Raw genomic sequence first — 12,442 nt, 5'->3', positions numbered from 1 at the left:
GAGAGGTTTATCATGAGCGGACCAATGACGTATGGGGTTGCCAACTGGTGTTAATTCAATGGTAACCGCAATTATTATGGCTGACGTATGTGTCCTATTTGCAATCGGCTTGCTCCACGTCTACTGGGCATTCGGCGGAAAATGGGGGATCAATGCCGTTATTCCCCAACAGGACGGCCGGCGTGCCTTTACTCCAGGTGCCGGAATCACGCTGCTTATTGCCCTATTGGTCTTCTCGGCAGGAATTCTTCTTCTCCTCCGGTCCAATTTCGTCGGTAATGTGGAACAATCCTTCGTTGCCCGCATAGGCGTCACAGTGTGTGCCGTTGTGTTTGCAATGCGAGTTATCGGCGATTTTCGTTATTTCGGTATTTTCAAGAAGAAGAGTGCGACAACGTTCTCCACTTTGGATACCTATCTTTATGTGCCGCTCTGCGCCATTTTGTCATTGGGTTTTGTCCTCGCGATCGTATACGGGGGCTAGGAAGATTCGCGCGCTGTAACCGCCAAGTTGGATCTTACAGCGCGCCGCGGACTCGCTTGGCGAGCTGTAACGCCGTTTTTGGGATTTACAGCAGCGGCTGGATCACTACGTGTCAGCCGAGGACTAAAAAAGATGCGCCCCCGTTACTCTACAGGAGCGCATCCTTTGCTGCATAAAATATATTTGCTGTCAGTAGCATGCCGAATCGCAGCGCAAGCTTCTCGCCGTTAACTCCAGCCTCTCGCTAATTCCTTGTCACAGCTAGCCCTTGCAATACGCTTCGTCGGGATTCAACCAGCTGCCCCCGCTTTATCCAGCTCGCCAATCATCTCGTCGTGGATCAGACCATTGGTCGCTACGACGTTACGCACGCCGAGATCGTATGGGGCTCCCTTCGTGTCGGTGACGGTTCCGCCCGACTCCTTCACAAGCAGCGCGCCCGCGGCCAAGTCCCAGGCATTGAGGCCAATTTCCCAGAAGCCGTTCAGCCGGCCTGCGGCAACATAGGCCATATGCAGGGCAGCCGATCCGCCCGACCGGATATTGCGCACCTTCGGTACCATGGCATTCAGCCCCTTCATATTCATCGGCCGGGCATAATGCGGGTCAGCCGGGAAGCCGGTGGCCACCAGGCTGTCGCTCAATGCCTTCTCTTGCGCCACTTCCATCCTGCGGCCATGCACGTAAGCACCTTTCCCTTTCTCCGCGACGAACAGCTCGTCTCTTATCGGATCGTACACAACCCCTACGATGACTTCTCCCTTATGCGCCAGCGCGATTGAGACGGAGAAGAACGGGAAGCCATGCACGAAATTGGTCGTCCCGTCCACTGGATCCACGATCCATAGATATTCCTCGTCCCGCACCCGGTGCAGCGCTTTCTCAGAAGCCTCCGGTCCCGGCTCTACCCCCTCTTCACCCAGAAACGAATGATTTGGAAAATGCGTATGGACGAGATTGCGGATCATCGTTTCCGAGCCCTTGTCCACTTCCGTAACTAAATCCTGTGCTGAATATTTCAATGAGAGACTCGTATAATTACCCAATTTCGTTTTGATCCATTCGCCCGCTTTAGCGGCGCAGTTAATGGCCACGGCGGTAAAGCTCTTGCTTCCGACCGCGAAATTCGATTGCTGATCGTTCACGGCTATCACACTACTTTCCTATGAGTTCAGTTTAGATGCCTTACTACTATACGCTGCCTGCCTTACAAAGTTTCGCCCAAATGTACGAGCCCTGCCGTCACAAGCGGGCGAATCCCTCGATGATCAACTGCACGGCCAACAGAACGAGCGTGACTCTCAGAAGCCATAGTACCTTCTTGCCGGTCATACGGCTTGCTATATACGCGCCGAGCTTCCCGCCAATCCAAGCCCCCGGCACAAGCGCCAGCACGAGCCAATAATCCGTCTCGCCGAGCCATGCGTGAACACCGCTTCCCAATATGGACGATAAGAAAATAACGAACATCGACGTCGCTGTCGCCAGATGCGGCGGAAACCGGAAGAGGAGCACCATGACGGGCACGAACAGCGAGCCGCCGCCAATTCCGAATAATCCGGATATCAACCCGACGCCAAGACCGACGGCCAGGGCGGGCAATACCGCATATCCGTAGGTATGCGTGATGCCATTGGCATCCGTGAATGTCCGCTGTACCGGCCACTGCCTGACAATCGGCTTCATATAGTCGCGCGCGATAAGCAGGGCTGCCATCAACAGCATGAACACGCCGAATACCAATTGAAAGACGCCGTTCTTCAGACTGCCGGTTAAGGCCGAACCTACCATGGCTGCCGGACCGCTCGTAATAAAGAGCATCCAGCCGCTCTTGAAGTCGACCCTCTTCTGCTTCGCATACGTCAATGTGGAAGCCAGCGCCGTTACGATGAGCACGGCGAGCGAGGTTCCGACCGCAGTCGCGTGATCGATCTCCGCCCCCGTCAGCTGCGGGCCGAGCAGCATGAGCGCCGGCACGATGATAATACCGCCGCCAAGACCGACAATACTTCCGAACACGGCCGCAACCAGCCCCAGAAGAATCAGCAGTACAAGCTCTATCACAACGTCCCTTCTTTCCTCTGACACTTTCATTATGTCCATTATTTAACTCGTGAATCGTTCATGGAATGGATTGTCGCAGCCGTTAACGATTTTTATAACCAGTACCGACGCAAAACATGTCTTCCTCGATGGATGCAAGCTGGACGAATCCGGCTATGCCATTGTTATGCGCACAAACAGGCCGGTCGGCAGAAACAAACTTTCACCCTCTATCATTAAGGCCCTACAACAAATTATCGCATTCGATAACGGTTCTGCCAACACTTCCCGTTAAAAAACGAGAGACCGCTTTCCGGTGCGGCCGGAAAGCGGTCGGTCATCTCTTATGGTCTATATGCCTACGATGTTATAACCGTTATCGCAATAGATGATCTCGCCCGTAATGCCGCGGGAGAGATGGCTCAGCAAGAACATGGCCGTATCGCCGACTTCTGAAACATCCGTTGCGCGGCGCATCGGCGCCTTCGCTTCCACCTGATGCAGAATCGAGTTGAAGTCCTTGATGCCTTTAGCCGCAAGCGTCCGAAGCGGACCGGCAGATACCGCGTTCACGCGGATGTTGAATTGTCCAAGATCGGCCGCCAGGTAGCGGACCGATGCTTCCAGAGCCGCTTTGGCAACGCCCATGACGTTGTAGTTCGGAAGCGCGCGTTCCGCACCGAGGTACGTCATCGTCATAATGCTGCCGCCTTCCGTCATCAGCGGGTAGAGGCGCTGTGCAACCGCCGTAAGCGAGTAGGCGCTAATATCATGCGCAAGCGCGAAGCCTGCGCGCGACGAATCGACATACATGCCGCTCAGTTCCTCCGACTTGGCAAAGGCGATACTGTGCACAAGCCCGTGAAGCACGCCGAAGTGCTCCTTTACTTGCGCAGCAAGCGCTTCGATTTCCTCATCGACCGTTACGTTGCATTGCAGCAGGATAGAGCCCGGAATCGTATCGGCCAGCTTGCGTACACGTTCTTCAACCCGTTCGTTCTCGTATGTAAAAGCAAGCTTCGCGCCTTGAGCAGCCAACGACTGCGCAATCGCCCATGCAATACTGCGGTCGTTCGCGACACCCATAACAATCACATTCTTACCATTCATCAGTCCGTTCATAACGTAAAATCCCCCTCTCCCTGATGGGAAATATAGTTCGATCTGTTACCAAAAATACTTCATTTCGCGCAGAATATCAAGCTTGTCCGCGCAATTTAGAACACTTCGACGGTCGCACCGTCGATGACACGAACGCCTTCGCCGGCCTTTTCGAGCGAGCGCATATCTTCCATAAGCAGCATCAGCGCCGCATCCTTTCGTTTAGCCTCCAGCATGCAGTCGAGACGATCGGCCGAGCCCGCCACCTCGCGCAGGAACCGGACCACCGGCCCGGCGTCGACATTGTCGGCATGACCTCTCGGATCCTTCTCGTTCTTGGGGCTGGATATATGGAGCTTAGGCGCCAGCCGGCCATCGAATGAGGCCTTGCCTTCCCCGTCATACTGGGGATTCCAAGTACGCATTATTCGCGGCCACAGGTCTCCATATAGCGCCGCATCGCTTTCTTCGCCATCATTCACGGCATGGTGATGGATGTCCAGTACCATAGGCGTACCTACCGCCTCTGACGCCTCCAACGTCTCGCGCGCCGTGAACGTCTTGTCATCGTTCTCGAGCGTAACATGGCTGCGGATGCGGTCCGTCAAGGAGCCGAACTGCCGCACGAACCGCTCTGCCGAGCTCCTCTTGTCACCATAAGCTCCACCGATATGGATATTGCATTTGGCCTGCTCGTCCAGCCCCATCGCGTCCAGCATCTGCAGATGGTATGCCAAATCCTGCTTGGACTTGTCGAGCACTTCCGGCCGCGGCGTACTGAATACGCAGAAATGATCCGGGTGGAATGAAACCCGCATTCCGCTTGCCTTCACGAACTTACCGATCTCGGCAAAGCCGTCCGCGAGCGCGGGCCAAGGCTGCCAATCCGCTAACGCTTCATGCGTAACCAGCGGTATGAGCTTGGAAGAGAAACGGTATACCTTAATGTCATGCGCGATGCAATGGCGCAGCAATCGCAATGTGTTATGTAAATTCTCTTCGGAGATCCGCTCCAGCTTCCGCAGCGCTGCTTCCCGGTCAGCCAGCTTAGAGAAGCTGGCGAACGTCATCGTTCTGGAAGGCGACGCATTCTCCAGCATCATGGTCATCGCGACGAAGCCGAAGCGGACGATCATTCCTTATCCCCGAAAAACATCTCGTGCGCCAGCGCAGTCTGTATCCGCGCTTCTTCCTCCGTCAGCTTCCGCACAAGCTCCATCTCAACGGATGTGATCTCGCTGCCTTGAAAATTGATTTCGGCGATCGATGCCGAAATGCGGACGATAGCGGCCGCTTCATTCTCCGGCGTATACGCAATCACCTTCTGACCGGTCGGATACACGCGGAAGCCGCTCTTGACCATTTTGCACTTCCCGTACTCCATCAGCTCGTAAAACTCTTGCGCGGACTTGAACTTGCAGACCGAATTAAACTCCGTTTGAAATCCCATTTCTCCAGCCTCCGTTTCATCAGCCTTATCGTTCTAACGGTGAAGCTTGTCCTGCCTGCTTAGAAACCTTGAACCCTCGGACGGCGGTTCAATCGATGCCATCAAAGACATGTATAGAAGGACTCCTGTCACCGCAGTCAAGCAGCCTTACGGCCATTAAGCAGCGCAATGTCTACGCAGGCTCGAGTCCCTTTGTTCCCGGATTCCATCCGTTTACACGATCATTCAAGGACGGGGAAATCCGGGAACATTAGCAATGCGGAAGAATTAGATTCCGCCTGCACTGCGTTTTTCATCCCATATTGATCCTATAATTCGTTATAAGTGCGGTCTATTCTTTGCCGCCGAAATCGATCCGCTGCTTCTCCGCGTGGCGGTTAACGGCCAGATCGATGAGCGTGTCCAGCAGCTCGGCGTATGGAATGCCGGTTTCCTTCCACATTAGCGGATACATGCTGTACGGGGTAAAGCCCGGCATTGTATTCACTTCATTAATGAAGAGCCGCCCATCCTCCTTGCGAAGGAAGAAGTCGACCCGGGACAACCCTGAACCGTCAATCGCCTGGAATGCGCGAAGCGCCATGTCGCGCACCGCTTCCGCCGTCTCTTGCGGAATATTCGCCGGTATGTGCATCGTGGACTTGCCGTCCGTATATTTGGCTTTATAATCGTAGAATTCATTCGTTGAAGCAATCTCGCCCGGTATGGAAGCGCGCGGCTCGTCATTGCCCAGCACGCTCACTTCGATTTCCCGCGCATCGATGAATTCTTCCACGATGACCTTGCGGTCGAAGCGAAGCGCGTAATCGATCGCGGCGATCAGCTCCTCGCGGCTGCCCGCTTTGGAAATCCCGACGCTGGAGCCCAGATTAGCCGGTTTGATGAAACATGGATAGCCGAGCGCCACTTCAATCTCCATAATAAAAAAGGCGGGATCCTTCTCCCATTGCGTCCGGTTAAAATACCGGAAGATGCACTGCGGCAATCCTTCCTGTGCGAACACCTTCTTCATCATAATCTTGTCCATACCGACGGACGAAGCGAGTACGCCGGCGCCTACGTAAGGAATGTTCGCCATCTCCAGCATACCTTGAATGGTTCCGTCTTCCCCGAACGTGCCGTGCAGCAGCGGGAAAACCACGTCGATCGGCTCCACATCGGACCTGCCGGATAGCCCCGCGAATAAAGGCATTAAAGCATCCGTCCCGGATATTGTACGATCACCTGCAAGGCGGAGCGTCTCCACTTCGGCCGGCGGCGCAAGCAGCGTCCCTCCTGAGCGCCATTCTCCTGCCTTTGTAATATAGAAAGGTATAATTTCGTATTTGTCATAATTAAATGCTTTCATGACCGCTAATGCGGTTTGCAACGAAACTTCGTGTTCGCCCGAGCGCCCTCCATAAACGAGCCCCACGCGCACTTTCTCACCCATGGCTAATCCTCCGGTTACGTATAATTTCCCACGATAGATGGCTTACAATGCATTCTTATTACAATTCGTCCGCAATATGAAAAAGGCGGTACCGCGTTTGCTCCGTCCAAGCATAAGAGTCCCGATAATCCCAATAACGGTGGCGGCTGGCAACGGTATTCGCATTCACGAGCGGCATTCCGGCCGAATCAAAGGCAGTGACGACCGTGCTATGCTGGTAACGGCCATCGCCCCCCCAGTCATAGACGATAATATCGCCGAGGGCAAGCTCTTCCGGCGAGTCCACCACGGTTGCCCGCAGCCCTTCGCGCCTGTTCGCCGCCAGATAAAGGTGCAGCGCATTCGATACAGCCCAGCTGTACGACCACTGCTCGCGGCCGCCGCTGCGCCCCCGATACCACCAGCCCGCAGCCCTTTTACCAGTATAATTCATCGGCGCTTGCCCTGCAAAGAGGCACTGGGATACATAGTTCGTGCAGTTGACGTCGAAATTCTCGTATGCCGGATTAGGCTCGTTCCACCACCGGTCGGCATAGGCTGCTGCCAAATCGCGCCGGTAACGGATACCTTGGCGCTGTTGTTTAAAATGAGGCATCATGTCAACATTTATAAAGGGGACCGAGGCCATGTTGTAGTTTTCTTCCGAATGGTCGTCGGGCGAATACAGCGTCTCTTGCTGCAAGCCGTAGCGAGGGCGGCGTTCGAGGACCAGCGGCTCGATTCGCACAATCCGGTAAACGCCCTCGTCCGAAGCCAGCCAGAGACGTTCGCGTTCGCACCTTTCCTCCAAATAGGTGCGCCCATGCTGCTCCATGGTTCTTGCAACGTGCAGCTCCAGGAGGACCGAGACCTCCGAGCCCGAGCTCGACTCGCTAATGCGCAGAAGCCCTGCGCGAGTTTCGCTCTTCGATGGCGTCACCCCCCGCATCAGCTCTGCTTCGCGCATCCGCTCCAAGCGGTTGCCAAGGCGGGACAGGTGGTCTCGATCTTTGACAAGCTCGCTCAAGGCAGGGGTATAACGGTCGATCTCCGTTTGATTGTACAGCTTCACATATTCGCGTACCGTGGCTTTCCAGCCTTCCGGCGCAGCCTCCGCATCACGGCTTATACTCCGGCCAGCAGCGGCGGCGCTCCGGTTAGAGGCGACAGCGTTTCGGCTTCCAGACCTTTTGACTTTATTTCCCGTTCGCGGCATGACGATTCCTCCCTGCAGGACTAATGAGCGGGTAAGTTGGTTCATTATATGAGGCTTTGGGCAAAATCATGAGGAATGTTCGAAATCCGCTAAATACCATCGTCAAAGCGTACAAAAACGGTTATTTCGGCTTTACGAAAGCACTGAAAAAGCGCTATACTAAGAGTAGTCGCTTTTATGAAATTGTGTTTCATACAGTGAAACGAACTACTTCTTGAAACACGAATGGGGGAATGCTTGAAAGCGGGCTCTACACTCGCTCACTCATCAAGCAGCTCCCAATCTGGCCCCTGTTCTTAGGGGTCGCAAAAACTTGGCCCATGCTTACGAAGTCAGTTTTTCGCTCGCTTCGAAGTATGCCAAGGCAGTATCGCAAAAAACTTGGCTTATGCTTCCGAAGTAAGTTTTTCGCTCGCTTCGAAGTATGCCAAGGCAGTTCGCAAAAAACTTGGTCCATGCTTCCGAAGTAAGTTTTTCGCTCGCTTCGAAGTATGCCAAGGCAGTATCGCAAAAAACTTGGTCCATGCTTCCGAAGTAAGTTTTTCGCTCGCTTCGAAGTACGCCAAGGCAGTGTCGCAAAAAACTTTTAGGAGGCGTCATCCAACCATGACAACACACCAAAACGAGTACTCCGTCCGTTCGTCGCTTGAAGTGGGCGGCAAGTCATACGCGTACTACCGTTTGCAAGGGCTGGAAGAGCAAGGACTCGGACAGATCTCCAAGCTGCCTTTCTCCATTAAGGTGCTGCTGGAAGCTGCGATCCGCCAATTCGACGGCCGCGCAATTACATCCGAGCACGTCAAGCAGCTCACTAACTGGGCGGAAGGCCGCGAAGATAAAGAAATTCCGTTCATCCCGGCGCGTATCGTCCTTCAGGACTTCACCGGCGTACCGGTCGTCGTCGACCTCGCCGCTATGCGCGACACCGTTAAGAAATCGGGCGGCGATCCAAAACAAATCAACCCGCTCGTACCGGTCGATCTGGTTATCGACCACTCCGTTATGGTCGATGCGTTCGGCACGCCGGAAGCACTCGAATATAACATGAACGTTGAGTTCGAGCGCAACGAAGAGCGTTACCGTTTCCTCCGCTGGGCCCAAACGGCGTTCGATAATTTCCGCGCCGTACCACCGGCAACAGGTATCGTTCACCAAGTAAACCTGGAGTACCTGGCATCTGTCGCAGCGACGAAAACCGCAAACGGCGAAACGGTCGTTTATCCGGATTCCCTCGTCGGTACGGACTCGCATACGACGATGATCAACGGTCTTGGCGTAGTCGGCTGGGGCGTTGGCGGTATCGAAGCTGAAGCCGGCATGCTCGGCCAACCGCTTTATTTCGTAACGCCGGAAGTTATCGGCTTCCGCCTGACCGGCAGCCTGGCTGAAGGCGCAACGGCAACCGACCTGGCGCTGACCGTTACGCAAATTCTCCGCAAAAAAGGCGTTGTCGGCAAATTCGTCGAGTTCTTCGGCCCAGGCCTCTCCAACATCGGTCTGGAAGACCGCGCCACTGTTGCGAACATGGCACCTGAATACGGCGCAACGATCGGATTTTTCCCCGTTGATGCCGAGGCGCTTGACTTCCTTCGTGCAACCGGCCGTACAGAAGAGCAAATCGAGCTTGTTGAAGCTTACTATAAAGCGCAAGGCATGTTCCGCACCGATGACACGCCTGAGCCGGTCTTCACCGATATCGTGGAGCTTGACTTGTCGACGATCGTTCCTTCCCTTGCCGGACCGAAGCGTCCACAGGACCGCGTCGAGCTGACGGCGATGAAGGAATCCTTCAACGACATCATCCGCACGCCGATCGAGAAAGGCGGCTACGGGCTGTCCGACAGCAAAATCGAGCAAATGATCGATGTGAAGCATCCGAACGGTTCCGTCAGCAAAATGGGTACGGGTGCGGTCGTAATCGCAGCTATCACGAGCTGTACGAACACTTCCAATCCGAGCGTTATGATCGGCGCCGGCCTCGTCGCGAAGAAAGCGGTCGAGCTTGGCCTGAAGAAGCCGGCTTACGTGAAGAGCTCGCTGACTCCGGGTTCGCTCGTCGTTACCGAGTATTTGAAGAAAGCGGGACTGCTGGAATCGCTTGAAGCGCTTGGCTTCCACGTTGCCGGCTACGGCTGCGCGACATGTATCGGCAACTCCGGTCCGCTTCCGGACGAAGTGAGCAAAGCGATTGCCGATGAAGATATGACGGTAGCTGCCGTTCTGTCCGGTAACCGTAACTTCGAAGGACGCGTTCACGCCCAAGTGAAGGCGAACTACCTTGCATCTCCGCCGCTCGTCGTCGCTTATGCGCTTGCGGGCACGGTCAATATCGATCTGACGAACGACCCGATCGGCTATGACAGCAACAACAAGCCGGTCTTCCTGAAAGACATCTGGCCAACGAACAAAGAAATCCGCGACGCAGTGCGCGATGCCGTTAATGCTGATATGTTCCGTGCGAAATACGAGAATGTCTTCACGCAGAACGAGCGTTGGAACGCCATTGATGTGCCGAAGGGCGAAATCTACGAGTGGGATGCAAACTCCACTTACATCCAGAACCCGCCTTTCTTCGAGAGCATCAACGACGGCATCAGCGATATGGCCGATATCAAAGACTCGAACGTGCTTGCCCTGCTGGGCGATTCCGTAACGACGGACCACATCTCGCCAGCCGGCAACATCAAGACGGACAGCCCTGCGGGCGAGTACCTGCTTGAGCATGGCGTCGATAAGAAGGACTTCAACTCGTACGGCTCCCGCCGCGGTAACCATGAAGTCATGATGCGCGGCACATTCGCCAACATCCGGATCCGCAACCAAGTGGCTCCAGGCACGGAGGGCGGCGTAACGACTTACCTGCCGACGGATGAAGTGATGTCGATCTATGATGCATCGATGAAGTATCAGCAGAATGACACGAACCTCATCGTTCTGGCAGGCAAAGAGTACGGTACGGGCAGCTCCCGCGACTGGGCGGCCAAAGGCACGTTCCTGCTCGGCGTCAAAGCCGTCATTGCGGAAAGCTTCGAGCGTATTCACCGCTCCAACCTCGTGGGCATGGGCGTTCTGCCGCTCCAGTTCCAAGACGGTCAAAGCTGGAAGACGCTGAACATTACCGGCCGCGAGAAATTCGATATCGTGGGTCTGACGAACGATGTGCAGCCAGGACAAACGGTACAAGTCGTCGCCACACGCGAAGACGGCACGACGTTTGAATTCCCGGTTCGCGTCCGCCTCGACTCCTCTGTCGACATCGACTACTACCGTAACAGCGGTATTCTGCAGACGGTTCTCCGTCAGATGATCGCCGCTAACGCTTAAACTTAGATAACTCAAAAAACGTCTGCACGCCATCATGGCGCTGCAGACGTTTTTTTATCCCCTGCTATTCCTGCCGTACCCTATGGAGGACCGTTCCTCTCGTCGTCCAACGGGCAATCAGCCGCTCCCCCTCCACAATAATCCTGTTCACGTCCCATCTAAGCGTGACAGGGACATCATACAGGTCGAATTCCGTCAATGATTTCGGACGGAAGACCCTCTATTAAAAACAATCTCGACTCTTCGCAAGACATATTCCATCCCTCTCGTTTCTATGTTCTCCTGTTAATATAGAACAGAATTCGACGGTTATAATTAACTGCCTGCTAATGTCCGATCAACATCACGATAGAATTGAAAAAACCAGAACCGCACTCGTCAGCCGAGTCGTGCGGTTCTGGTCCGGATTTACGGGGAGGACCCGCGCATACGTTATTTCAGCATGGTGCCCAGTCTCCGGGCGCTCTCCATGATCGCCGGTACATGCTCGCGCATAACCTCCAGTGTCAGCCGGTTAGCAGGCCCCGAGACGGACAGCGCCGCGACCAGTTTGTTCGACCGGCTGAAGACCGGAGCGGCGACAGCAGCTGCACCGGCTTCGCGTTCTTCTATGCTCGTCGCGTAGCCGAGTGACCGAATCTCGTCCAGCTGCTCCCGGAACAGTCTCCGGTCGATGGATGCCGGCCATGTCGGATCAGCCAGAAGCAGCTCTTGCTTCTGCTGTTCGTCGAAGGCGATAAGCACTTTGCTCGATGCGCCCACATACAGCGGCAGCCGCACGCCAATCGGCGCAACCCGGCGCACCGCTTGATTGCTCTGCACCGCTTGGATGCGGATCCGTTCGCTATTGTCGCGAATATACAAGCTTACCGTCTCTCCCAACAGATCGCGCAGCTTCTCCATCTCCGGCAGGCCGAGAACGGCAGGGTCATCCGCCCCCGACATATTCGCGGACAACTCCCATATACGTAATCCGAGCCGATAGCGGTCGGACAGCTCATCTCTTGTTACGAAGCCCTTATCTTCAAGCGTCGCCAGCATCCGGTGCACCGTGCTCTTGTGCAATCCGACTTTGTCCGCCAGCTCCGTCATTGCCCATTCGTTCCTGACTGTGAAGCAAAGCAGCAGATCAAGCGCCCGCTCGACAGCGCGTACGGTCGGTTTGCCATCATCGCCCATGCTCAACCACCATCCCGATTAGTTTCACGCAATGAAACCTTGTTACACCTAGTATACCAAATGAGAACTATTATCGTAAAGTAAATGCTCCATGCTGCGTCATATTTTACAGCAGTATTACAGGTCATTAACATTATCTCGACTATCATTGACAGGCCAGCCTGCAACCCATACGATAGGAGTATAGAACTATTTGAAGCGCTTACATTCAATTTGGCTAATAGGGGGACTCCA

At 54.8% G+C, this 12,442-nt stretch carries 10 protein-coding genes; 2 read left to right on the top strand and 8 right to left on the bottom strand.

All coding sequences use genetic code 11. The annotated features are described in order from the left end of the window. The first annotated feature begins 58 nt into the window (after positions 1 to 58). On the top strand, positions 59 to 484 hold the full coding sequence (locus L1F29_RS03245) for a DUF3995 domain-containing protein (protein WP_258386965.1): 426 nt from the start codon (positions 59 to 61) through the stop codon (positions 482 to 484). A 290-nt stretch (positions 485 to 774) separates the two neighbouring features. Here the strand turns inward: L1F29_RS03245 and L1F29_RS03240 are convergent, their stop codons facing one another. The 7 genes from L1F29_RS03240 to L1F29_RS03210 all read right to left on the bottom strand — a co-directional run bounded on the left by L1F29_RS03240 (position 775) and on the right by L1F29_RS03210 (position 7,705). Continuing rightward, on the bottom strand, positions 775 to 1,635 hold the full coding sequence (locus tag L1F29_RS03240) for an inositol monophosphatase family protein (RefSeq protein ID WP_373876521.1): 861 nt from the start codon (positions 1,633 to 1,635) through the stop codon (positions 775 to 777). A 91-nt stretch (positions 1,636 to 1,726) separates the two neighbouring features. After that, positions 1,727 to 2,545, bottom strand: a complete 819-nt coding sequence (locus L1F29_RS03235) for a sulfite exporter TauE/SafE family protein (RefSeq protein WP_373876520.1) — start codon at positions 2,543 to 2,545, stop codon at positions 1,727 to 1,729. Positions 2,546 to 2,878: 333 nt separating this feature from the next. After that, complete coding sequence (fabI, locus tag L1F29_RS03230) at positions 2,879 to 3,649, bottom strand: enoyl-ACP reductase FabI (protein WP_258386964.1); 771 nt, start codon at positions 3,647 to 3,649, stop codon at positions 2,879 to 2,881. A 95-nt stretch (positions 3,650 to 3,744) separates the two neighbouring features. Next, positions 3,745 to 4,764, bottom strand: coding sequence for a UV DNA damage repair endonuclease UvsE (gene uvsE, locus L1F29_RS03225; RefSeq protein ID WP_258386963.1), 1,020 nt, complete (start codon positions 4,762 to 4,764; stop codon positions 3,745 to 3,747). Further along, positions 4,761 to 5,078, bottom strand: a complete 318-nt coding sequence (locus L1F29_RS03220; protein WP_258386962.1) for a hypothetical protein — start codon at positions 5,076 to 5,078, stop codon at positions 4,761 to 4,763. The genes uvsE and L1F29_RS03220 overlap by 4 nt, the downstream gene beginning before the upstream one ends. 331 nt (positions 5,079 to 5,409) lie before the next feature. Beyond that, positions 5,410 to 6,510, bottom strand: a complete 1,101-nt coding sequence (locus L1F29_RS03215; RefSeq protein ID WP_258386961.1) for a D-alanine--D-alanine ligase — start codon at positions 6,508 to 6,510, stop codon at positions 5,410 to 5,412. A gap of 58 nt (positions 6,511 to 6,568) precedes the next feature. Further along, complete coding sequence (locus L1F29_RS03210; protein WP_258386960.1) at positions 6,569 to 7,705, bottom strand: amidase domain-containing protein; 1,137 nt, start codon at positions 7,703 to 7,705, stop codon at positions 6,569 to 6,571. 606 nt (positions 7,706 to 8,311) lie between these two features. Here L1F29_RS03210 and acnA point away from each other — a divergent pair. Further along, positions 8,312 to 11,029: an aconitate hydratase AcnA gene (gene acnA, locus L1F29_RS03205; protein WP_258386959.1), complete on the top strand. Its 2,718-nt coding sequence runs from the start codon at positions 8,312 to 8,314 to the stop codon at positions 11,027 to 11,029. 432 nt (positions 11,030 to 11,461) lie between these two features. Here the strand turns inward: acnA and L1F29_RS03200 are convergent, their stop codons facing one another. Beyond that, complete coding sequence (locus L1F29_RS03200; protein ID WP_258386958.1) at positions 11,462 to 12,208, bottom strand: IclR family transcriptional regulator; 747 nt, start codon at positions 12,206 to 12,208, stop codon at positions 11,462 to 11,464. Positions 12,209 to 12,442: the final 234 nt, after the last annotated feature.

Source organism: Paenibacillus spongiae (assembly GCF_024734895.1).
Classification (GTDB): Bacteria; Bacillota; Bacilli; order Paenibacillales; family Paenibacillaceae; genus Paenibacillus_Z; species Paenibacillus_Z spongiae.
The sequence above is the reverse complement of the archived record's forward strand: the minus strand, read 5'-3'. Positions and strand labels throughout refer to the sequence as shown.